Below are 21,793 nucleotides of genomic sequence, written 5' to 3' on the forward strand. Positions count from 1 at the left end.
TCGCACCGATCCTCGCGTCAAACCCGCTCCGTAACCGGCGAAGCCTTCCATGCGTGCCCTGCTGATCCTACTGCTGCTGACCATGCCCCTCTCATTCGTACATGCGCAGACCCTGCTCACGCAGACGCTGAACCTCGACACCGGCCATGGCGTGCTGCAGGGCACATTGCTGCTGCCGAAAAGCGAGCGGCCGTTGCCGGTCGCCCTGCTCATCGCCGGCTCCGGGCCGACCGACCGCAACGGCAACAACCCGGCCGGCCACAACGACAGCCTCAAGCGGTTGGCCCAGGGCCTGGCCAAGCAGGGCGTGGCCAGCCTGCGCTACGACAAGCGCGGCGTCGGCGCGAGCCTGGCCGCCGCACCGGACGAGCGCGACCTCAGCGTCGAAGCCTACGTCAGCGATGCGTTGACCTGGAGCGAACGGCTCAAGGGTGACCCGCGCTTCGGCGAGCTGATCCTCGTCGGCCACAGCGAAGGTGCGCTGATCGCCAGCCTTGCGGCGCCTCGCTCAGGTGCCGCGGCGCTGATCAGCATCGCCGGCAGCGGCCGGCCGATCGATGCGGTGCTGCGCGAGCAGCTGCAGGGACGCCTGCCACCGGCATTGCTCGCCACCAGCCATTATCTGATCGACGAACTGAAGGCCGGTCGCACCCACGCGGACATTCCAGAGCCTCTGCAGGTGCTGTTCCGCCCCAGCGTGCAGCCATATCTGATTACTCTCTTCGCCTATGATCCGGCCGAGGCCTTCGCGGCGGTGAACGCTCCGGCGCTGATCGTTCAGGGCCGGCACGATATCCAGGTGGGCATCGATGACGCCGAGGCCTTGCACCGCGCCAAGCCCGACGCCGAACTCGCGCTGATCGACGGCATGAATCATGTGCTGCGCATCGTGCCGGCCAGCGCTGCGCAGCTCGCGTCTTACGACGATCCCGATCTGCCGTTGGCCCGGGGCCTGCTCGAACGCATCCAGCGCTTCCTGAACGATAATGGCATGCTGCCAGCCTCCAGTTAGGCGCCGCGCCGCCGATAGCCCCGTGACGATGGCCGAGACCAGTTCTGAACGAGCCGCCGCGCAGGCCCAGGAACGCGCAGATGACCGACACCGATATCACCCAGAGCACAGAGAAAGAGCCACCGGCGCCGCCGAAGCATCCGTGGGCCGAACTTCGCCCCGATCGTTTCCGTCTGCTGCGCCTGGCGCCGCTGCCCACCGAACGCGACGGCGGCGCGCGGCCACTGCGCTTCGTCGAGCTGGCGCAGCTGGAACGCCACACGCCCGAGCAGAGCCTGCTGCGGATGTTCGTCAACATCCCGGGGCAGGCGCGCTCGCGCAAGTACAACGTGCTGGAGGTATGGGCCGACCATCGCAGCAAGGAACTGCGCTTCGGCCCGGACAGCGGCTTGCATCTGGAACCCGCCAATCGCGGCCTCGGCCGTTTCCTGCTGGCACAAGGCGCGGCCTGGGCGCAGAAGCGTTGGGGACATTATCTGGTCGAGGGCGGATCGCTGCCCAAGGATGTGACGAGCGACGACCAGCGCCTGCGGCGTGACCACTGCCAGCGCACCCAGGGGTTCGATGTGGACTACCCAAAGGACCAGGCGGGCAAGGCGACCTACGGCGCGCCGCGCGCCAGCAGCCTGAGGCCGGACTGGAACAGCGAGAAGGTCCAGATTGTGGAGCTGCAGGATGCGGCGGCGATGCTGGAACAGGCCGACCGCAACCTGCAGGCGCAGGAAAACCAGATCCGCGACCTGCAGGAGCGTATCGCCCGCTTCCGCCGCGAGGACGGTGCGCTGCGATTCACCATTGTTTGCCTGATTGCGCTGGCGCTGTTCCAGGCCGGCCTGCTGATCTGGATGGCGACCCGCTAGCCGCTTACCACCAGTGCTCGACCTGCACGCCGAAGTTCGAACCGTGGCGAGCGTTGCCGAACGCACCGGTATCCGACAGCGCCGAGCCTTCGGCCATCACGTTGGCCGCCCGTTGCGCCGCGTCGTTCCAGCTGGCGTAGGTGTAGTACAGGCGGAACTCCGGCCGTGCCCAGAAGCCAGGACCGGCGGGTGACCAGGTCGGCGCGATGGTGAACTTGCTGAGCTTGCGCGTGCCGTCGGTGGCATCGATCTGGTCGTGACCCACCTCGGCGACGAGCTTGAACTGCTCGCTGAACGCATAGACCGGACGCGCGCCCACCGACCACCAGTCCTGGTCGCCGCCGTCGTCGCGCTTGTCTTTCTGGTAGACCACCTGGAACTGGCCGCCGAAGCGCGGCGTCAGCTGCCAGTCGAAATACTCCACCACTCGCCAGCTCTTGGCGCTGTTGTCCAGGGTGACGTCGCCGGTATAACCGAGGCCGGTGCCCGGACCCTCGCCATACTGCAGCGCCAGGGTGTTCTTGCCGCCGAGGAAGTCGGATTGCACATGCTGCACCGTCACGGCCCAACCGCTGTTGGCATCGTCACGGCTGGGCTTGTCGAGGTAGCTCAGGCCGAACTCCAGCTCACCTCCCGGGTTGCTGTCGAAGCCGCCAACGTTGAAGTCGTGGCGGGTGACGTAGTCCTTCTGGAACACGCTGTCCTTGCGCGAGAAGGCATAGCTGTACTTCAGCCCGCCAATCTCCATGTCCTCCACGCCGGCACCGGTGGCGCTCTGGTTCCAGTAGTAGAAGTCGGAGATATGGATGTCGTTGCGCTTGTAGAAGCGCCGCCCGGCCCACAACGAGCCGTTGTACAACGCCGGCACCTTGCTCCACTCGGCATAGGCCTGGACCATTCGCGCCCAGCCGTGATCGCCTGTGAACTCAGGGGTGTGGTTGTACTGGTTGTAGAGCGCCGCCATGCCTTCCAGGCTCAGTACCGAGCCGTCGGCGAAGGTGTAGAGGTCCTGACGCAGATCGAGCTCGGCGTACTGCTCGCACTCGTTACCCAGGCGGTACTTGCTCGGCGCGCCGGGCAACTGGAAGCAGGACTGCGAATCGCTGTTGACCGATTCGCCGACCCCGCTGCGCATGTAGCCGGTGAACTCCAGTGCATGGGCGCCCAAAGGCAGCGTCAGACCCGCAATGGCGCTGGCAACGCCCAGGGCTGTCAGTGTTTTTTTCATATCCACTCCGCTTTTGTTGTTATTGATCGCTGGATCGAGCCTGTTCGGCTCCGTTGGTTCCTGTCTCCGTTATCCCCAGCCTGCTGGCAAGGCAGGCCGGTACCTCACTGCACCGGCCCCGCTCCGTTGGAAACCAGCCGGGTGACCTTGCTTTCGCGCGTGGCTACAGGCTGCGCCAGGCCCAGCCGTTCGCCGCTCTGGGCGTCGAACAGCAGGACCTTGCGCGGATCGAACTGCAGGTTGAGCGTCTCCCCCACCCGCGGCGCCTGATCCGGCGCCAGCCGGCAGCAGGCCTTGACCTGATTGAGCGCGAAGACGACCAGCGTATCGGGGCCGGTCGGCTCCACCACTTCGATATCCACCAGCAGCGAAAGGTCCGCCGCAGAGCCATTCGACAGGCCGATCTGTTCGGGGCGAATGCCCAGAATGAGCTCCCGGTCACGCAGACCTTCGTCACTGGTGATCGGCAGCGGCAGCTCGCAACTGCCCTGCTCGCTGTTGAGCACGCCCACCCAGCGGCCGTCACGCTGACGAATGCGCAGCGGCACGAAGTTCATCGGCGGCGAGCCGATGAAGCTGGCGACGAACAGGTTGGCCGGGTTGTTGTAGATCTCGTGGGGGGTACCGAACTGCTGGATCACACCGTCCTTCATCACCGCGACCTTGTCGCCGAGGGTCATTGCCTCGATCTGGTCATGGGTGACATACACCGTGGTGGTTTTCAGCCGTTGGTGCATCAGCTTGATCTCTGTGCGCATCTCCACCCGCAGCTTGGCGTCGAGGTTCGACAACGGCTCGTCGAACAGATAGATCTTCGGCCGCCGCGCCAGCGCCCGGCCCATGGCCACGCGCTGCTGCTGGCCGCCGGACAGTTGCGACGGCTTGCGTTCCAGCAGCGGTTCGATCTGCAGCAGCTTGGCGACCCGTGCCACCTCCTCCTCGATCTTCGCCGCCGGCACCTTGCGCATCTTCAGGCCGAAGGCGATGTTGCCACGCACGCTCATGGTCGGATAGAGCGCATAGGACTGGAACACCATGGCAATGTCCCGATCCTTCGGACTGGCCTGACTGATGTCCTCGCCGTCGACGAGGATCTCGCCGCCGGTGATATTCTCCAGCCCGGCGATGCAGTTCATCAGGGTGGATTTACCGCAGCCGGAGGGGCCGACGAGAATCAGGAACTCACCGGCGTCGATCTTCAGCGCGATGTCCTTGAGCGTTGCGATCTGGCTGTTGCCATAACTCTTTTGAACGTTGCGCAGTTCCAGGGAAGCCATCGTTGTTCTCCTCAACCCTTGACGGCGCCGGCAGTGAGCCCGCGCAGGAAGTACTTGCCGGCGATCACGTAAACCACCAGCGTGGGCAGGCCGGCAATCATCGCGGCGGCCATGTCGACGTTGTATTGCTTGGCGCCGGTGCTGGTATTGACCAGGTTGTTCAGCGCCACGGTGACGGGCTGGGTATCGCCGCTGGCGAACACCACGCCAAAGAGGAAGTCGTTCCAGATCTGGGTGAACTGCCAGATCAGGCAAACCATGATGATCGGTACCGACATCGGCAGCAGGATGCGCCCGAAGATGGTGAAGAAACCGGCGCCATCCAGCCGTGCCGCCCGCACCAGCGCTTCCGGCACGCTGACGTAGAAGTTGCGGAAGAACAGTGTGGTGAACGCCAGGCCGTATACCACGTGCACCAGCACCAGACCGGTGGTGGTATTGGCCAGGCCCAGCTTGCCGAGGGTGAAGGACGCCGGCAGCAGGATCACCTGGAACGGCAGGAAGCAGCCGAACAGCAGCAGACCGAAAAACAGCTGCGAGCCGCGGAAGCGCCACATCGACAGCACGTAGCCATTGATGGCGCCCAGCGCGGTGGAAATCAGCACCGCCGGGATGACGATCTTCACCGAGTTCCAGAAGTAGCCACCGACGGCATCCCAGGCTGTCAGCCAGCCCATCGCGGTGAACGCCTCCGGCCAGCTCAGCAGGTTGCCGGTACGGATGTCTTCCGGGGTCTTGAAGCTGGTCAGCAACATCACGATCAGCGGCACCAGGTAGACGGCGCAAGCCAGCAGCAGCGTAGCGTGGATGGTCAGGCGCCCAAGCGTCAGGCGCGGTTGCGCGAAATCAGACATGGCGCTTGCTCCTCAGCTCGGAATACAGGTAGGGCACGATGATCGCCATCACCGCGCCGAGCATCAGCATGGCGCTCGCCGCACCCAGGCCCATCTGGCCGCGGGTGAAGGTGTGGGCGTACATGAACATCGCCGGCAGATCGCTGGAATAACCCGGCCCACCGGCGGTCATCGCCGCCACCAGGTCGAAGCTCTTGATGGCGATATGGGCCAGGATCATCAACGCACTGAAGAACACCGGTCGCAGGCTCGGCAGCACGATGCGCAGGTAGATGGTCGGCAGGCTCGCACCGTCCACCTGGGCAGCGCGGATGATCGATTGATCGACGCTGCGCAGACCGGCCAGGAACAGCGCCATGACGAAGCCCGAGGCCTGCCATACGGCAGCGATCACCAGGCAGTAGATGACCCGGTCCGGATCGACCAGCCAGTCGAAGCGAAAGCCTTCCCAGCCCCAGTCACGCAGCAGCTTGTCCAGACCCAGGCCGGGATTGAGCAGCCATTGCCAGGCGGTACCGGTGACGATCATCGACAGTGCCATGGGGTACAGGTAGATGGTGCGGATCAGCCCCTCGCGGCGGATGCGCTGGTCCAGCAGCACGGCGAGCACGACACCGATGATCAGGCTGATGGCGATGAACAGGCCGCCGAACACCAGCAGGTTCTGGCTGGCCACCCACCAGCGGTCGTTGTCCCACAGGCGCTGGTATTGCTGCAGACCGACCCACTTGTAGCTGGGCATGAAGCGCGAGTTGGTGAACGACAGCAGGAAGGTCCAGCCGATGTAGGCGTAGAAGCCGACCAGCACGATCAGCATGCTCGGCGCCAGGACCAGCTTGGGCAGCCAGCGCTGCAGGGCATCGAGCGGCGAGACCTTGGCGGGCCTGGCGGGAAGCGCGATGGAGCTCATGGATGTGATCCCTCGTCAGAATCCGGGATGTCGTCGCCCGCGGCACGGGCCTTGGCCTGTACCGGGACAACGGTTCGGGAAATCGGGCGGACGCGGTCCGCCCTTGGCGTCACTGCACGGCCTGGATCGCCGCCGCCAGCTGCCTGGCCGCCTTTTGCGGATCGGCCTTGGGGTCGTTGAAGAAGTTGGTCACGACATCGAACACCGCGCCCTGCACGTAGCTCGAAGCGGCCATGCCGTGGGTCAGGCTGGGTTGCAGGCCGCTGCCCTGGGCCGCCGCCTTGAAGTCCTTCATCGACTGCTGGGCACAGGCGTCGAACTCGCTCATGTCCTGGTCCTGGCGAACCGGGATGGAGCCCTTGTTCTGGTTGAAGAAGGTCTGGAACTCCGGCTGCAACACCGCGCGCGCCAGGTCTTCCTGGGCCTTGCGGTTCTCATCGCTGCTCAGCTTGAACATCGCCAGCGAATCGATGTTGAAGGTGAAGCTGCCCTGAGTGCCGGGAAATGGCAGGCACTGGTAGTCCTTGCCCGCGACCTTGTTGGCGGCCGTGAACTCGCTCTTGGCCCAGTCACCCATGATCTGCATGCCGGCCTTGCCGTCGATGACCACGCCAGTGGCACGGTTCCACTCACGGCCTGCGGCATCGGCGTCGAGGTAATCACGCAGCTTCTTCAGCGCGGTGAAGGCCTGAACCATCTTGTCGCCGGTCAGGGTGTCCTCGTCCAGCTCGACGAATGCCTTGTGGTAGTCGTCCGGCCCGAGAATGCTGAGCACGAAGCCCTCGAACACGGTGCCGTCCTGCCACGGCTGGCCACCGTGGGCGACGGGCACGAAACCGGCTGCCTTGAGTTTCTCGGCAGCGGCAAAGAACTCGTCGAGGGTCTTCGGCGGCGTGGCACCGGCCTTCTCGAATACCTCCGGGTTGATCCACAGCCAGTTGACCCGGTGCACGTTGACCGGCACGGCCACGTAGGAGCCGTCGTACTGCATGATCTTGCTGACCTGCTCGGGCAGCAGCTCGTCCCAGCGTTCGGCCTTGGCGGTGTCGTCGAGGTTGGCGAGCAGGCCGAGTTCGCCCCATTCCTGGATGTCCGGGCCCTTGATCTGTGCGGCGGACGGCGGGTTGCCGGAAACCGCGCGGGTCTTCAGCACGGTCATGGCGGCCTCGCCACCACCACCGGCGACGGCGAAATCCTTCCAGGTGTGGCCTTTCTGCTCGACCATCTTCTGCAGGGTGTCGGCGGCGCGCTTCTCGCCGCCGGAGGTCCACCAGTGCAGGACTTCGACCTCGCCGGCGTGGGCGAGCAATGGCAGGGCAAGGGAAACGGAAAGAGCGAGACGATGGATCGCATTCATGGAGGAGTACCTTCTTGTTTTTATCCGGCAAGTCGTGGGTCGCTTGCGATGGACCGAGTCTATGCCCGGAAAAATGGACACTGGGTAACGAAGGGATGGCCGATGGTCACCAACCGGTTACAAAGGCACGCCACAGGTAACAGGCACGCCCGGCGGGCGTCAGCGCGGTAGTGTGAGGGTCACCCTCAGCCCTCCCTGCTGCAGGTTGCGCATGCTCAGCTCGCCGCCGTGGGCGTGAGCGATGTTGCGCGCGATACCCAGCCCCAGGCCGTAGCCCTGCTGCTGGCCGGAGAGCCGTACATGGGGTTCGAAAACGTGCTCCAGGCGCTGCTCCGGAACACCTGGCCCCTCGTCGTCAACGTGCAGCACCAGCGCCTCCTTGCCATCCTCGACGTGCAGGTGGGCGCGCTCGCCATACTTCAGGGCGTTGTCCAGCAGGTTGCCGATGCAGCGCTTGAGTGCCAGCGGCTTGCCGGGGTAAGTCGCCAGCGCGCGTCCATCCAGGGTCACGCGGGTCTGGTCGCAGGCCTGGTAGGGCTCGACGATGTGTTCGAGCAACAGATTGAGGTCCACGGCCTCGATGTTTTCGTGGATATCGGTGTCCTTCACGCACTGCAGGGCGCCCTTGACCAGCAGCTCCAGTTCGTCGAGATCGCGGTTGAACTTGACTTGCTGGGCCTCGTCCTCCAGCAGTTCGACCCGCAGTCGCAGCCGCGTGATGGGCGTACGCAGGTCGTGGGAGATGGCGCTGAACAACTGGCCGCGCTCGGTCAGATAGCGGCTGATGCGCTCGCGCATGTTGTTGAAGGCGCGGCTGACCTCGACGATCTCGCTGGCACCGATCTCGGCCAGCGGCCGCACTTCCCCGCCCACCGACAGCTCCCGCGCCGCCTTGGCCAGGCGTTTCAATGGCCGGCTCTGCCAGCGCACCAGCAGGCCGATGAACAGCAGCAGGAAGGCGCTGGTCAGCACGATGAACCACAGCTGCTGCACCGGCAGCCCCTCGTCTTCCAGGCTGACGTAGGGTGCCGGCATCAGCGACGCGAGATAGAGCCATTCCTGCGGCGCGATCTGGATCTGCGTCACCAGCACCGGTGGCGCCAGCGGTTCGAATCCCAGCGCGTAGTGGGCCCAGGAGCGCGGCAGTTCCTCGAGCTTGATGCCGCTGTTGAAGATGCGCAGATCGTCCGGGCTGACGAACTCGATGGTCAGGTCCACCGCGCCACCCAGACGCTGGCGCAGCACCTGCTCCACCTCGTGCAGCACCGCACGCTTGCGTGGCGTCTCCGGCAGGATCTTCATCTCCAGCGGCTTGTCGTTGAGCGAGACGAAGAAGCGCGTGCCGCCCATGCTGCGCAGCTGGTCGAGCACCAGCGGTCGGTAGCCCAGCGGCAGCGATCGGAAGTAGCTGACGCTCGCCCCCATCGACTGCGCCAGGCTGCGGGCGCTGGCCAGCAGCCCTTCCATCTGACTGGCGCGCAGCTGTGACAACCAGATCAGGCTCGACAGGCCCTGCGCCAGCAGCACCGCGAGCAGGGTCAGCAACAGCATGCGTCCGAGCAGCGAGCGCGGCACCAGCCGCAGACGCCGCCGCTCAGTGCGCAGATTCATGGTGCGGCGTCACCTGGGTTGCCAGCAGGTAGCCGCAGCCGCGCACGGTGCGGATCAGCCGGGGCGACTTGCCGGTGTCGCGCAGGCGCTGACGCAGACGGCTCACCGCCATGTCGACGATGCGCTCCAGCGGCATCACCTCGCGCCCGCGGGTGGCGTTGGCGATGGTGTCGCGGTCGAGGATCTGCTGCGGATGATCGAGAAACAGCTTGAGCAACGCGAAATCGGCACCGGACAGAAAGACTTCCTCGCCATCGGCGTGAAACAGACGGTGGCTGATCATGTCCAGCCGCCATTCATCGAAGGCCAGCACGTCGCTGCCGCGCTCCTGGGCGAAGCTGACCCGCCGCAGCAAGGCCTTGATCCGCGCCAGCAGCTCGCGTGGGCTGAACGGCTTGCCGAGGTAATCGTCGGCGCCCAGCTCAAGACCGACCACCCGGTCGGCCTCGTCGGAACTGGCGGTGAGCATGATGATCGGCATCGAGGCCAGCCGCTCGTGCTGGCGAATCCAGCGGCAGAGGCTGAAGCCGTCCTCGTCGGGCAGCATCACGTCGAGTATCACCAGATCGGCCGGTTCGGCGCACAGCGCGCTGCGAAACTGCGCGCCGTCCGGCACGCCGCGGACCTGAAAGCCCGAGCGGCTGAGATAGGTCTGCAGCAGTTCGCGGATTTCCTGATCGTCGTCGACCAGAAGGATGTTCTTACCTGCTTGGCTCACGTCACGTCCCTTTTCTTGTTGTTATCCGATCGCCCGTCGCCTTTCCCTGCCAGCCGCCTAGACGCCCTCCAGCAGCGATTGCAACGCCACGCCGGCGCCTTCCAGGCCCGGATAAGGCGCGGTCACCAGCCATACCGGCAGGCGATCGAAATAGCCACTCATTTGGCCCTTCTCGCACAGGGCATCGCAAAAGCCGCTGTGCATGAAGAACTCGGCGAAGCGCGGTACCACGCCGCCGACGATATATACCCCGCCGCGTGCACCGAGCGTCAGCACGTTGTCACCGACGATGCGTCCCAGCCAGCGGCAGAACTGCTCCAGCACGGCCACGGCGTACGGCTCGCCAGCCAGCGCAGCCTTGGTGATCTCGGCCGGGGAGTCGTGTTCGGCCGCTCGGCCATCCAGCGCGCAACAGGCACGATAAAGCGTCAGCAAACCCGGCCCGCTGAGCACGGCTTCGGCATTCACGTGGCCCTGTGCGCGGTGCAGTTGCATCCAGATCGCCGCCTCGCGCTCGCTGCCGATCGGCAGACAGATATGCCCGCCCTCGCCCGGCAACGCGCGCCAGCCGCCGCCGACCAGCGGCAGCAGCCCGGCGACCCCCAACCCGGTGCCGGGGCCTATGACCAGACGCGGCCGGCCGGGTTCAGGCTCGCCCTCGCGGACCGTGACGCGCTCGTCATCGCGTAGCCGGGTCATACCCAGGGCCATGGCGGTGAAGTCGTTGATCAGCAGCAGATCCTTCAGGCCCAGTTCGCGGCAGAACGCCTGTCGGCTCAGCTGCCAGTGGTTGTTGGTGAAGCGGAAGTGATCGCCGCTCACCGGCCCGGCACAGGCCAGGCATACTGCTTCCAGCGCATCCAGCGGCTGGCCCACTTCGTCGAGGTAGGCGCGGATTGCCAGCTCCGGACGCGCATGGTCTGCCGTGGGCAGCACGCGAAGCTGCTCGATCCGCTGATCGCGCCACAGCGCGAAGCGTGCATTGGTACCACCGATGTCGCCAACCAGCGCTGTCTTCACTTGAGCGCCTCCAGACTCTCGGTGAACGCGCTGGCGCCCTGCTCTGCCGTGCTGAAGGACGCGCGCATGAAGGCGAACAGCTCGCGACCGCAACCGATACCCATGTCTTCCGGGCGGATGGCCGGCTGGCGCGTCGCCCATTCGGCCGGGTCGACCAGCGCCCGCAGCTCGCCGGTCTCGCCATCGACGCGGATGATGTCGCCATCACGGACCAGCGCCAGCGGCCCACCGTCCAGCGCCTCCGGGCAGACATGGATGGCCGCCGGCACCTTGCCGGAGGCGCCGGACATGCGCCCGTCGGTAACCAGCGCCACCTTGTAGCCGCGGTCCTGCAGCACGCCAAGGAAGGGCGTGAGCTTGTGCAACTCCGGCATGCCATTGGCCTTCGGCCCCTGGAAACGCACCACGGCGATGAAATCGCGCTCCAGCTCGCCGGCCTTGAAAGCGGCTGCCAGCTCGCTCTGGTCGATGAACACCCGTGCCGGCGCCTCGACCACACGATGCTCCGGCGCCACGGCCGAGATCTTGGTCACGCCGCGCCCCAGGTTGCCTTCCAGCACACGCAGGCCGCCCTCCGGCGAGAAGGGCCGCTTTGCCGGACGCAGGATGGTTTCGTCCAGGCTCTGAGCGGGCCCATCGCGCCAGACCAGCTTGTCACCGTCGAGGAACGGCTCCTGGATATAGCGGCGCAGGCCCTTGCCGACCACCGTGTGCACATCCTCATGCAGCAAGCCGGCGTCGAGCAGCGTGCGCACCATGAAGGGCACGCCGCCGCAGGCATGGAAATGGTTCACATCGGCCTGACCGTTGGGGTAGACCTTGGCCAGGGTCGGCACGACCTCGGAAAGGTCGGCCATGTCCTGCCAGGTCAGCTGGATGCCGGCGGCGCGGGCGAATGCCGGAATATGCAGGGTGTGGTTGGTCGAACCGCCGGTGGCGTTGAGCGCGACCACCGAATTGACGATGGACTTCTCGTCGACCACCTGGCACAGCGGCGTGTAATTGCCAGCCTGATGGGTCAGGCGGGTGACCTGCTGCGCGGCTTCGCGGGTCAGCGCATCGCGCAGCGGCGTGTAAGGATTTACGAACGAGGAGCCCGGCAGGTGCAGACCCATGATCTCCATCACCACCTGATTGGTGTTGGCGGTGCCGTAGAAGGTGCAGGTGCCCGGGCTGTGGTAGGACTTCATTTCCGATTCCAGCAGCTCCTCGCGGCTCGCCTTGCCTTCGGCGTAGCGCTGGCGCACCGCGGCCTTTTCCTTGTTGGGGATGCCCGATGGCATCGGCCCACCCGGTACGAAGATCGTCGGCAGATGGCCGAAGCGCAGCGCACCGATCATCAGCCCGGGGACGATCTTGTCACAGATGCCGAGCATCAGCGCGGCGTCGAACATGTTGTGCGACAGCGCCACCGCGGTGCTCATGGCGATCACTTCGCGACTGGCCAGGCTCATCTCCATGCCCGCCTCGCCCTGGGTCACGCCGTCGCACATTGCCGGCACGCCGCCGGCGAACTGGCCGACCGAACCAATCTCGCGCAGCGCCTGGCGGATCATCTCCGGAAAATGCTCGTAGGGCTGATGCGCCGAAAGCATGTCGTTGTATGCCGACACGATCGCGACGTTCGCCGCGTTCATCAGGCGCAGGCTCTGCTTGTCCTGAGTGGAATTGCAGCCGGCGACGCCATGGGCGAAGTTGGCGCATTGCAGCCCGCCTCGCTGAGGGCCCTCGCTGGCAGCGGCGGCCATCATCGCGAGGTAACGCTCACGCGTCTTGCGGCTGCGCTCGACCAGGCGCTCGGTGACTTCCAGAACTCGCGGGTGCATGCGTCTCTCCTGCTGCGGAATTTTGTTCTTCGACAACCATAAACCATCCGGAGTCGGTTGGCGTTCGGACAGGACGCAAGGCCAATGGTTGCGCACGACATGCAGCTGCAGAGCTATGCTCCCAGCGGCCGGCTGCAGCGAGGCCGCCGGCGCCCCGGCGACATGCCTGGGCTCAGGGGGTCGATTGCTCCTCGTCGGAGTCGATATCCGCGGCTTGCGCTTCGAGCAGGTCGTCGAAGTCGGTCTTGAGCCCCTGTTCCATGCCATCGAGTTCAGCCAGCAGGCTACGGAAGCTGGTCTGCTCGCGCGCGGGCGCCTGCGGCTCGTCCAACGTCTCGTCGGCGCGGGCCTGCAGGGCGACCGGCACGGCCGCATCGTCGTCGAGCAACGGGCGCAGCTCGGGCTCCATTTCCCGCAGCACGGCCAGCGGCGGCAGTTCGTCGAGGTTCTTCAGATTGAAATGGTCGAGGAATTGTCGGGTGGTGGCGAACATCGCCGGGCGCCCCGGCACGTCACGATGGCCAACCACGCGAATCCACTCGCGCTCCTGCAATGTCTTGACGATCTGGCTGTTGACCGCAACGCCGCGAATGTCCTCGATCTCGCCACGGGTGATGGGCTGGCGGTAGGCGATCAGCGCCAGGGTTTCCAGCAGCGCCCGGGAATAACGCTGCGGACGCTCCTCCCAGAGCCGCCCGACCCAGGGCGAGAAGCGCTGGCGCACCTGCAGACGATAACCGCTGGCCACCTCCTTGAGTTCGAAGGCGCGCCCCTTGCAGGACTTGTCCAGGACTTCGAGGGCCTTCTTCAGCTGCGCCGACGAGGGTCGTTCATGCTCCTCGAACAGCTCGCCGAGGCGCTCCAGGGAGAGCGGCTTGCCGGACGCGAGCAGAAAGGCTTCGAGCAGCGAAGCGAGATCCTTGGGATCGGACAGGTCCACGGTTGACTCCTGCAAATATCTATTCGGTTCGACTGCGCACATGGATAGGCGCGAAGGGCTCGTTCTGCACCAGCTCGACCAGCGATTCCTTGATCAGCTCGAGTACGGCCATGAAGGTCACCACCACGCCAAGGCGCCCTTCTTCCACATGGAACAGCGCCACGAAGGGGACGAAACCGCCCCCCTTCAGACGCTCAAGCACCTCGCTCATCCGCTCGCGGGTCGACAGCGCCTCGCGGGTCACCTGGTGGCTCTCGAACATGTCGGCACGGCGCAGCACCTCGGCCATGGATACCAGCAGTTCCTCCAGGCTGACATCCGGCAGCAGCTTGCGCGCCCTGGCATCCGGGGCATCGAGGCGTGGCACCTGCAGGTCGCGACCGACCCGCGGCAGCTCGTCCAGATCCTCGGCGGCGGCCTTGAAGCGCTCGTACTCCTGCAGCCGGCGGATCAGCTCGGCGCGCGGGTCGTCTTCCTCTTCGGCGGCTTCGGCCGAGCGCGGCAACAACATGCGCGACTTGATCTCGGCGAGCATGGCGGCCATCACCAGGTATTCGGCGGCCAGTTCCAGACGCACCGACTTCATCAGCTCGACGTAGCCCATGTACTGGCGGGTGATTTCCGCCACCGGGATGTCGAGGATGTCGATGTTCTGCTTGCGGATCAGATAGAGCAGCAGGTCCAGCGGGCCTTCGAACGCTTCGAGAAAGACTTCCAGCGCATCCGGCGGTATGTACAGGTCCAGCGGCAGCTCGGTAACCGCCTCGCCATAGACCAGCGCCAGGCGCAGCTGCTCGCCGGGCTGAGTCGATTCGTGGCTCTGGGGTTCGGTCTGCATGGTCTTCCTCGAAGCTGCGCGGGCGCGTCAGCGGTAATTCAGGCCCATCGCCTGACGCACGTCGATCAGCGTCTCACGGGCTTCGTCGCGGGCGCGCTCGGCTCCCTCGGCCAGGATGCTGCGTACCAGATCGGGGTTCTGCTCGTAATCCAGCGCGCGTTCCTGCAGCGGCGCAAGATCGGCCTTGATCGAATCGATCAGCGGTGCCTTGCATTCCAGGCAGCCGATGCCGGCGCTGCGACAACCCTGCTCGGCCCACTGACACACTGCCTCCTCGGAATGCGCCAGATGCATCTGCCACACCGGGCAGCGCGTCGGCTCGCCGGGGTCGCTGCGGTGCACGCGCGCCGGGTCGGTGGGCATGCGACGGATCTTCTCCTCGATCTCGGTCGGCGTATCCCGCAGATAGATGGCGTTGCTGTTGGACTTGGCCATCTTGCCGCCGTCGAGCCCGGACAGCTTAGGCGCCTCGCCGAGCAGCGCCTGCGGCTCGGGCAACAGCAGCTTGCCGCAGCCCTCCAGGTAGCCGTACAGCCGCTCCTGGTCGCCGATGGTGATGGTCTGCTGCTCCTTGATCACTGCGCGCGCGGTATTCAGCGCCTCGACGTCGCCCTGCTCCTGATAGCTCTTGCGCAGGCTGACATAGAGCTTGGAGGTTTTCTTGCCAAGCTTGCGGATCGCCGCCTCCGCCTTGCTCTCGAAGTCGTCCTCACGGCCGTAGAGGTGATTGAAGCGGCGCGCCACGTCGCGGGCGAATTCGATATGCGGCAGCTGGTCGGCCCCGACCGGCACCAGTCCGGCGCGGTACAGCAGAATGTCCGCCGCCTGCAGCAGCGGATAGCCAAGAAAGCCGTAGGTGTCGAGGTTCTTGTCCTGCAGGTTCTGCTGCAGTTCCTTGTACGACGGCACCCGCTCCAGCCAGCCCAACGGACAGATCATCGACAGCAAGAGGTGCAGCTCGGCGTGTTCGGGCACCTGCGACTGGATGAACAGCGTGGCCGAGCTCGGGCTGACCCCGGCGGCCAGCCAGTCCACCGCCATGCTCATGACGTTCTGCGAGATTTCGCCGGAACTCTCGTAGTCGGTGGTCAGCGCATGCCAGTCGACGATGCAGAAAAAGCATTCGTACTCGTGCTGCAGCCTGACCCAGTTCTTCAATACGCCGTGGTAGTGGCCAAGGTGCAGTCGGCCGCTGGGGCGCATACCGGAAACCACACGCCGCTGTGAATCCATGGAGCTCAAAAGAGTGTCCTTGCTTAATTGGCCTGTTTGGTAGGTTCAGTTGGTCAAGTCTGGCGCCCGTAGCCCATCGCGGCACCTTGCCATAGCCGGCCATGACTTGTCGCAGCGCCTGGTCTCGGAGACATGTTCATCGAGCCTGCCTCAATCCACTCACCGCCCAGGCCAGATAATGTTGTACCGGCATACATGCCATTCAGGCTCAGGCCATGAAGGGTTCGGGATCGCCGCAGCCGACCCGCACCACCTCCGGCTGATCATCGACCAGGCTGACCACGGTCGAGGCCTCGAGGCCACCGTACCCGCCATCGATGACCAGGTCCACCTGGTGCTCCAGAGCGTCGCGCATCTCGTACGGATCGCTCATCGGCAGGTCTTCGCCCGGCAGGATCAGGCTGACACTCATCAGCGGCTCGCCGAGCTCTTCCAGTAACGCCTGGGCGATCGGCAATGCCGGTACGCGCAGCCCGATGGTGCGACGTTTGGGATGCAGCAGCATGCGCGGCACTTCGCGCGTCGCCGTGAGAATGATCGTGTAGGGACCGGGCAGATGCGCCTTGAGCAGGCGGAAGGCGGCGGTGTCGACCTTGGCGAACAGGCCCAGCTGCGACAGGTCGCGGCAGGCCAGGGTGAAGTTGTGCTTGTCGTCGAGCTGACGCAGCCGGCGGATGCGCTCGATGCCGGCCTTGTTGCCCATCGAGCAGCCGATGGCATAACTGGAATCGGTGGGATACACCACCACCCCGCCCTTGCGGATGATCTCCACGGCCTGCTTGATCAGGCGCGGTTGTGGGTTGTCCGGATGGATCTGAAAGAACTGGCTCATGGGAACTCCCTGTTCAGCTGGCAGCAGGTAGGCGGCGCTCATGGTCGAAATGTCTCCAGAGTGGTGACAGATCCTCCGGCAGGTTGCGATACAGCCCCAGCTCCGACCAGTCGCCCGGTGCGTGGAAGTCGCTGCCCACGGTGGCCATCAGGCCGAACTCGCGCGCCAGGATCGACAGACCGCCAACCTGCTCCAGCGGCTGCATGCCGTTGACCACCTCAAGCGCATGGCCGCCCGCCGCGACGAAATCGACGACGAGGCGACGGCGCTTGCTGCGGGTGAAATCGTACTGCCATGGATGCGCCAGGCTGATCCAGGCACCCGCCTCGCGCAAGGTCCGAACCGTCTGCTCGAGGCTCGGCCAGTGCTGCTTCACGTCACCGAGCTTGCCGGAGCCGAGCCACTTGCGAAACGCCTCGGCACGATCGCGGACATGGCCGGCACGCACGAGAAACTCCGCAAAATGGGGACGGGCCGGCGCGTTGCCGCTGTCGCCCAGTTCCTGCTGGATCGCCCGTGCACCCTCCAGCGCGCCAGGCATGCCCTTGGCCTCGAGCCGCTGGGCGATTTGTTCGGCCCGCCGCCAGCGCCCTTCGTGCAGCTGCGCGATCGCCTGCTGCAACGCTGGCGCATCGGCGGAGAAGGCATAACCCAGTACATGAATGGTAGCCCCGTTCCACAGGCACGAGAGTTCGATGCCGTTTACCAGCTGCACCCCCAGCGCCAACGCAGCCGCCCGAGCCTCGGCGAGGCCATCGACGGTGTCGTGGTCGGTGAGCGCCAGCAGCTGGACCCCGCGCCCATGGGCACGTTCCACCAGCTTGGTTGGCGCCAGCACGCCATCGGAGGCAGTGCTGTGGCAATGCAGATCGACGATCATCAGGTAACGCACTCCAGTGAGGTGCCGGCACCTCGCGAAAAACTGTCCGACAAGCCCGGTTCAGCAAGACAGTGCGGGCGAACGGCCGGCTAGTCTAACGCCGCGCCGGGGCTTTGGCTTGCACCAGCGGCACCCGGCGCCGCGAAACCTTCTGCTTCGACCGCCGATCCCGCTTGCCGTGCGATGCATCCTTGATCCAGGCAGTTTCCCGCCAGGCGCCGTTTGCTATGATGCCGCGCTGCTGGCCTGTGGGCGTCGACGCCCTGGCTGGCACACGCCAGCCCCACCCGGCGTGGACGCAATACTTTTTTACGCCGCAACCCACGCGAACGAGGAACGACCATGCTGTACGCCGTTATCGCCACCGACGCACCGAATTCCCTGCAGGACCGCCTCGCCACCCGCCCGGCCCACCTGGCGCGCCTGGAGCAGCTCAAGAACGAAGGTCGCCTGGTGCTCGCCGGCCCGCATCCTGCCATCGACAGCAACGACCCGGGCGAAGCCGGTTTCAGCGGTAGCCTGGTGGTCGCCGAGTTCGATTCGCTGGAAGCTGCGCAACAGTGGGCCGATGCCGATCCGTACAAGGCCGCCGGCGTTTACGTGAATGTGGTGGTCAAGCCCTTCAAGAAAGTGCTGCCCTGAGCCGACACAGCGGGGATAGCGAATCCGCCCGGCTGCTGGTCTTCCACGGCCTCGTAAGGAAATAGGAGTTCCGATGCGTCAACGACCGCTTTCCCTGCTGCTTGCCCTGACCCTGCTGGCCCCTGCGCTGCAGGCTGAAGAAACATCAAGCGTTCCGACCCTGCCGGTTGACGAAGCCAGCGAAGCCGCACCGATCGAAGCGCAGCAGACCGCCACCGAGCCCCACGCGGCACGCCTGGCCAGCGATACCAGCGAAGCCCTGCTGCTGCGTCTGCGCGAGGAAAACCGCCGGCTGCGCATGCAGTTGCAAGCCGAGCAGTCGAAGGTCCTGCCGGCGCTGCTGAACGAGCAGCAGCAATGGTTCGCGGTGGGTGGAGCCGTTGGCGTCACCAGCTTCTTACTGGGCCTGCTGGTGACGCGCGGCCGGCGTCGGCGCCAGTGGCTCAATTGAGTAACAGGCAAACATGAGCGAATTGCTGCTTATCGATGATGATCAGGAGCTGTGCGAGCTGCTGATCAGCTGGCTCGCACAGGAAGGCTTCGTCGCCCATGCCTGCCATGACGGGCAGAGCGCGAAGCAGGCGTTGGCGCAGTATCAGCCCGCCGCGGTAGTACTGGATGTGATGCTTCCGGACGGCAGCGGTCTTGAACTGCTCAAGCAGCTGCGCAGCGAACATCCGGACCTGCCGGTGTTGATGCTGTCCGGCCGTGGCGAACCGCTGGACCGCATTCTCGGCCTCGAACTCGGTGCCGACGACTATCTGGCCAAGCCCTGCGACCCGCGCGAACTGACCGCGCGTCTGCGAGCTGTGCTGCGCCGCAGCCAACCGGCAGCCGCGCCCAGCCAGCTCGAACTCGGCGACCTCAGCTACAGCCCCGCCCGCGGCGTTGCCAGTGTCGGCGGGCATGACGTCAGCCTGACGCTGTCCGAAGGCCGCATCCTCGAGGCCCTGCTGGCCCAGGTCGGCGAGCCGATCGACAAGCAGGCCCTGGCCCAGCACGCCCTGGGTCGCAAGCTCACGCTCTACGACCGCAGCCTGGACATGCATGTCAGCAACCTGCGCCGCAAACTGGGCCCGCACGCCGACGGCAGCCCGCGGATCGTCGCCCTGCGCAGCCGTGGCTATCTCTATTCGGCCTGATCGCGCCCGGCTGATCGTCTTTACCGAGGCTTTACCCAGGGCTGACCGCCCTTGACCTTGCGCTGCTTAGACTGAACTCATCCGGTCACCGACCAGCCGCCAGCTTCTTCGATGCCGCGGCGGCACGACCGGTTTCCCTACATAGGAGAAGTTTCATCATGCGCAAATCACTTGTAGCCCTACTGTTCGCCGCCGCCCTGCCGACCCTCGCCTTTGCCATGCCCGGTGGCATGCACGACGGCCCCCATGGCGGCAAAAGAGCCCCCCACATGTTCCAGGACCTGGACCTGACAAAGGAACAGCAGCGCGAAATGCGCAAGCTCATGGGCGAGCAGATGAAGCAGCGCCAGGCGATCACCCAGCGCTACCTCGACAAGTTGCCCGAAGCCCAGCGCCAGGCCATGCAGAAGGATCTGGACGCCAGTCGGGAAAAGACTCACCAGAGCATGCGCGCCCTGCTCAAGCCGGAACAGCAGAAAGCCTTCGATGAAGGCCTGAAGAAAATGGAAGAAAAGCGCGCCGAACGCGCCGAATTCCTCAAGTGGAAGGCCGAGCGGGATCAGAAGAACTGATCCGGCGGTCCATCTGATACCCCGCCCGGCAGCGTCCGCCCGTCATGTGATGGGCGAAGCGTGCCGGGCTTTTTGCCGTGGAGAGACCCGGTGCGATCACTGTTCTGGCGCATACTCGCAACCTTCTGGCTGGCCATTGCCCTGGTCGCCGGCCTGGCGATGCTGCTCGGCCATGCACTGAACCAGGATGCCTGGATTCTCGGTCGGCATCCCGCCTTGCAGGGCCTGGCCGAGACCTGGACCGAAGTCTACGAGCGCCAGGGCCCGCTGGCCGCTCAGCGGCTGCTCGAACAGCACCGCCATCGTGCACGGGTCGATGTACAGGTACTGGCGGAAAACGGCCAGCCGATCATCCGCGGCACCTTCCCCGCCCGCGCAGCCGCCTTCGAGGCGCGCCATCAGGATCGCGAGCGCCCATTGCCCTGGCGGCGCCTGACCGCCGACTACACCAGCCCGACCACCGGCGAAACGTACCTGTTCATCTACCGTATTCCGCATCCCGAACTGCAGGCCTGGCACCGCGGCAGCCTCGCCTGGCCGCTGAGTGCGCTGGGCATCGCTCTGGTGGTGCTGACCGGCTTCAGCCTGCTGCTAACGCTCTCCATCACCCGACCGCTGGACCGCCTGCGCCGTGCCGTGCACGACCTCGGCCAAACGACTTATCAGCAGCAGTCGCTGGCGCGCCTGGCGACCCGCCGCGACGAGCTCGGCGTGCTGGCCAGCGATTTCAATCGCATGGGTGCGCGCTTGCAGGCACTGATCGGCAGCCAGCGACAGTTGCTGCGCGACGTGTCCCACGAATTGCGCTCGCCGCTGGCGCGACTGCGCATTGCCCTGGGCCTGGCCGAGCGCGCCACGCCCAGCGAACGCGAGGTGATCTGGCCACGGCTGGCCAAGGAATGCGACCGACTGGAGGCGTTGATCAGCGAGATTCTGGAACTCTCGCGGCTGGATGCCGAGCCCGGCGCGGCAATCGACGTCGATCTGCCCGATATGTTCGAACAGCTGAAGGACAACGCCCGTATCGTCGCCCCCACGCAACGTATCGACAGTCGCGTCGAACCCGGCATCCGCTACACGGGCTGGCCGGATATGCTCGAGCGTGCGCTGGACAATCTGCTGCGCAATGCCCTGCGCTTCAATCCAGAAGGGGTGCCGGTGGAGCTGCGCGCCCAGCGCGACGGCCAGGACCTGGTGATCAGCGTTCGCGACCATGGCCCCGGCGTGGCCGACGAGCACTTGCCCCAGCTCAGCGAGCCTTTCTTCCGAGCCCCGGGCCAGACCGCGGCCGGGCATGGCCTGGGGCTGGCCATCGCCCGACGCGCCGCCGAGCGCCACGGCGGCCAGCTGCAACTGGCCAATCACCCCGACGGCGGCTTCGTCGCCCGCCTGCGTCTGCCGCTGGCCGGCCCGGCGAGCAGAACCTCAGACGATCCGGCGTCTCACTGAGCGTTCCAACGCTGGACGAAGTCCTTGGGCTCCAGAACCGGCGCGCTGCGTACGCGGCCTTCCGGCGTACCCATATAGAGAAAGCCCAGCAGGCGCTCCTGCTCGGTCAACCCGAGGCCCTCGAGCACCCGCGGATCGTAGGAAAACTCCCCGGTGCGCCACACCGCTCCGATGCCCTGGGCATGCGCGGCGAGCAGCAGACCATGCGCCGCGCAGCCGGCAGCGAGTACCTGCTCGCCTTCAGGCACCTTTGGATGCGGCTTCACGCTGGCGATCACCAGCACCAGCATCGGTGCTCGCAACGGCATGTTGCGCGCTTTCTGCAGCGCCTCCTCGGCAGCATCGGCATTGCGCACACGCAGGGCCGCGGCGAGCAGCTCGCCAAGCTTGTGGCGGGCATTGCCTTCGATGATGAGGAAGCGCCACGGGTGTAGCTGACCATGATCCGGAGCGCGCAGCCCGGCGCGGAACATCAGGTCGAGTTGATCGGCAGTGGGGGCCGGCTCGCACAGGCGAGTGACCGAAACGCGATTGAGCAGCAGATCCAGAGCGTCCATCCATTACCTCCTAAGGCGGTCGGACATTCTAGAGG

The 21,793-nt window shown here is 65.6% G+C and carries 22 protein-coding genes; 7 read left to right on the forward strand and 15 right to left on the reverse strand.

The window, feature by feature from the left end:
- Positions 1–49: 49 nt before the first annotated feature.
- Positions 50–1,012 carry an alpha/beta hydrolase gene (locus tag PSTAB_RS11615; RefSeq protein WP_013983047.1) on the forward strand — a complete coding sequence of 321 codons (963 nt, stop codon included), beginning with the start codon at positions 50–52 and terminating at the stop codon, positions 1,010–1,012.
- 80 nt (positions 1,013–1,092) lie between these two features.
- Positions 1,093–1,872: a hypothetical protein gene (locus tag PSTAB_RS11620; protein WP_013983048.1), complete on the forward strand. Its 780-nt coding sequence runs from the start codon at positions 1,093–1,095 to the stop codon at positions 1,870–1,872.
- 4 nt (positions 1,873–1,876) lie between these two features.
- On the opposite strand, the gene PSTAB_RS11625 is transcribed toward PSTAB_RS11620, so the two are convergent.
- From PSTAB_RS11625 to PSTAB_RS11690, 14 genes are all read right to left on the reverse strand, one after another.
- Positions 1,877–3,100 carry a maltoporin gene (locus PSTAB_RS11625; RefSeq protein WP_013983049.1) on the reverse strand — a complete coding sequence of 408 codons (1,224 nt, stop codon included), beginning with the start codon at positions 3,098–3,100 and terminating at the stop codon, positions 1,877–1,879.
- Between the two features lie 104 nt (positions 3,101–3,204).
- On the reverse strand, positions 3,205–4,377 hold the full coding sequence (locus PSTAB_RS11630; RefSeq protein ID WP_013983050.1) for an ABC transporter ATP-binding protein: 1,173 nt from the start codon (positions 4,375–4,377) through the stop codon (positions 3,205–3,207).
- A gap of 11 nt (positions 4,378–4,388) precedes the next feature.
- Positions 4,389–5,231 (reverse strand): carbohydrate ABC transporter permease, encoded by an 843-nt coding sequence (locus PSTAB_RS11635; RefSeq protein WP_013983051.1) that lies wholly within the window; start codon positions 5,229–5,231, stop codon positions 4,389–4,391.
- On the reverse strand, positions 5,224–6,141 hold the full coding sequence (locus tag PSTAB_RS11640; RefSeq protein ID WP_011913554.1) for a carbohydrate ABC transporter permease: 918 nt from the start codon (positions 6,139–6,141) through the stop codon (positions 5,224–5,226). The genes PSTAB_RS11635 and PSTAB_RS11640 overlap by 8 nt, the downstream gene beginning before the upstream one ends.
- Positions 6,142–6,250: 109 nt before the next feature.
- Positions 6,251–7,498 (reverse strand): ABC transporter substrate-binding protein, encoded by a 1,248-nt coding sequence (locus PSTAB_RS11645; RefSeq protein WP_013983052.1) that lies wholly within the window; start codon positions 7,496–7,498, stop codon positions 6,251–6,253.
- Between the two features lie 159 nt (positions 7,499–7,657).
- Entirely contained in the window at positions 7,658–9,109 is a 1,452-nt protein-coding gene (locus tag PSTAB_RS11650; RefSeq protein WP_011913556.1) for an ATP-binding protein, read from the reverse strand.
- A complete protein-coding gene (locus PSTAB_RS11655; protein ID WP_011913557.1) occupies positions 9,093–9,827 on the reverse strand; it encodes a response regulator in 735 nt (244 codons plus the stop codon). The genes PSTAB_RS11650 and PSTAB_RS11655 overlap by 17 nt, the downstream gene beginning before the upstream one ends.
- A gap of 57 nt (positions 9,828–9,884) precedes the next feature.
- The gene (locus tag PSTAB_RS11660; RefSeq protein ID WP_013983054.1) at positions 9,885–10,847 is read right to left on the reverse strand and encodes a glucokinase; all 963 of its coding nucleotides are present in this window, start codon (positions 10,845–10,847) and stop codon (positions 9,885–9,887) included.
- Positions 10,844–12,673, reverse strand: a complete 1,830-nt coding sequence (gene edd / locus PSTAB_RS11665) for a phosphogluconate dehydratase (protein WP_013983055.1) — start codon at positions 12,671–12,673, stop codon at positions 10,844–10,846. Before edd ends, PSTAB_RS11660 begins: the two co-directional genes overlap by 4 nt.
- A gap of 172 nt (positions 12,674–12,845) precedes the next feature.
- A complete protein-coding gene (scpB, locus tag PSTAB_RS11670) occupies positions 12,846–13,613 on the reverse strand; it encodes an SMC-Scp complex subunit ScpB (protein WP_013983056.1) in 768 nt (255 codons plus the stop codon).
- Positions 13,614–13,632: 19 nt separating this feature from the next.
- Positions 13,633–14,451, reverse strand: a complete 819-nt coding sequence (locus PSTAB_RS11675; protein ID WP_013983057.1) for a segregation and condensation protein A — start codon at positions 14,449–14,451, stop codon at positions 13,633–13,635.
- 27 nt (positions 14,452–14,478) lie between these two features.
- Positions 14,479–15,684, reverse strand: a complete 1,206-nt coding sequence (locus PSTAB_RS11680) for a tryptophan--tRNA ligase (protein ID WP_169917646.1) — start codon at positions 15,682–15,684, stop codon at positions 14,479–14,481.
- Between the two features lie 208 nt (positions 15,685–15,892).
- The gene (locus PSTAB_RS11685; protein WP_013983059.1) at positions 15,893–16,516 is read right to left on the reverse strand and encodes an L-threonylcarbamoyladenylate synthase; all 624 of its coding nucleotides are present in this window, start codon (positions 16,514–16,516) and stop codon (positions 15,893–15,895) included.
- A gap of 13 nt (positions 16,517–16,529) precedes the next feature.
- The gene (locus PSTAB_RS11690; RefSeq protein ID WP_013983060.1) at positions 16,530–17,396 is read right to left on the reverse strand and encodes a PHP domain-containing protein; all 867 of its coding nucleotides are present in this window, start codon (positions 17,394–17,396) and stop codon (positions 16,530–16,532) included.
- Between the two features lie 342 nt (positions 17,397–17,738).
- On the opposite strand from PSTAB_RS11690, the gene PSTAB_RS11695 reads away from it, so the two are divergent.
- The 5 genes from PSTAB_RS11695 (at position 17,739) to PSTAB_RS11715 (ending at position 21,201) form a co-directional block, all read left to right on the forward strand.
- On the forward strand, positions 17,739–18,038 hold the full coding sequence (locus tag PSTAB_RS11695) for a YciI family protein (RefSeq protein ID WP_003294265.1): 300 nt from the start codon (positions 17,739–17,741) through the stop codon (positions 18,036–18,038).
- Between the two features lie 73 nt (positions 18,039–18,111).
- A complete protein-coding gene (locus PSTAB_RS11700) occupies positions 18,112–18,489 on the forward strand; it encodes a hypothetical protein (RefSeq protein WP_013983062.1) in 378 nt (125 codons plus the stop codon).
- Positions 18,490–18,502: 13 nt separating this feature from the next.
- On the forward strand, positions 18,503–19,180 hold the full coding sequence (locus tag PSTAB_RS11705) for a response regulator transcription factor (protein ID WP_013983063.1): 678 nt from the start codon (positions 18,503–18,505) through the stop codon (positions 19,178–19,180).
- A 158-nt stretch (positions 19,181–19,338) separates the two neighbouring features.
- The gene (locus PSTAB_RS11710) at positions 19,339–19,752 is read left to right on the forward strand and encodes a Spy/CpxP family protein refolding chaperone (protein ID WP_041771745.1); all 414 of its coding nucleotides are present in this window, start codon (positions 19,339–19,341) and stop codon (positions 19,750–19,752) included.
- A gap of 90 nt (positions 19,753–19,842) precedes the next feature.
- Entirely contained in the window at positions 19,843–21,201 is a 1,359-nt protein-coding gene (locus PSTAB_RS11715; RefSeq protein ID WP_013983065.1) for a sensor histidine kinase, read from the forward strand.
- Here the strand turns inward: PSTAB_RS11715 and PSTAB_RS11720 are convergent.
- Positions 21,195–21,758, reverse strand: a complete 564-nt coding sequence (locus PSTAB_RS11720; RefSeq protein ID WP_013983066.1) for an NAD(P)H nitroreductase — start codon at positions 21,756–21,758, stop codon at positions 21,195–21,197. The genes PSTAB_RS11715 and PSTAB_RS11720 overlap by 7 nt on opposite strands.
- Positions 21,759–21,793 lie beyond the last annotated feature (35 nt).

It is taken from the genome of Stutzerimonas stutzeri, assembly GCF_000219605.1.
Taxonomy (GTDB): domain Bacteria; phylum Pseudomonadota; class Gammaproteobacteria; order Pseudomonadales; family Pseudomonadaceae; genus Stutzerimonas; species Stutzerimonas stutzeri.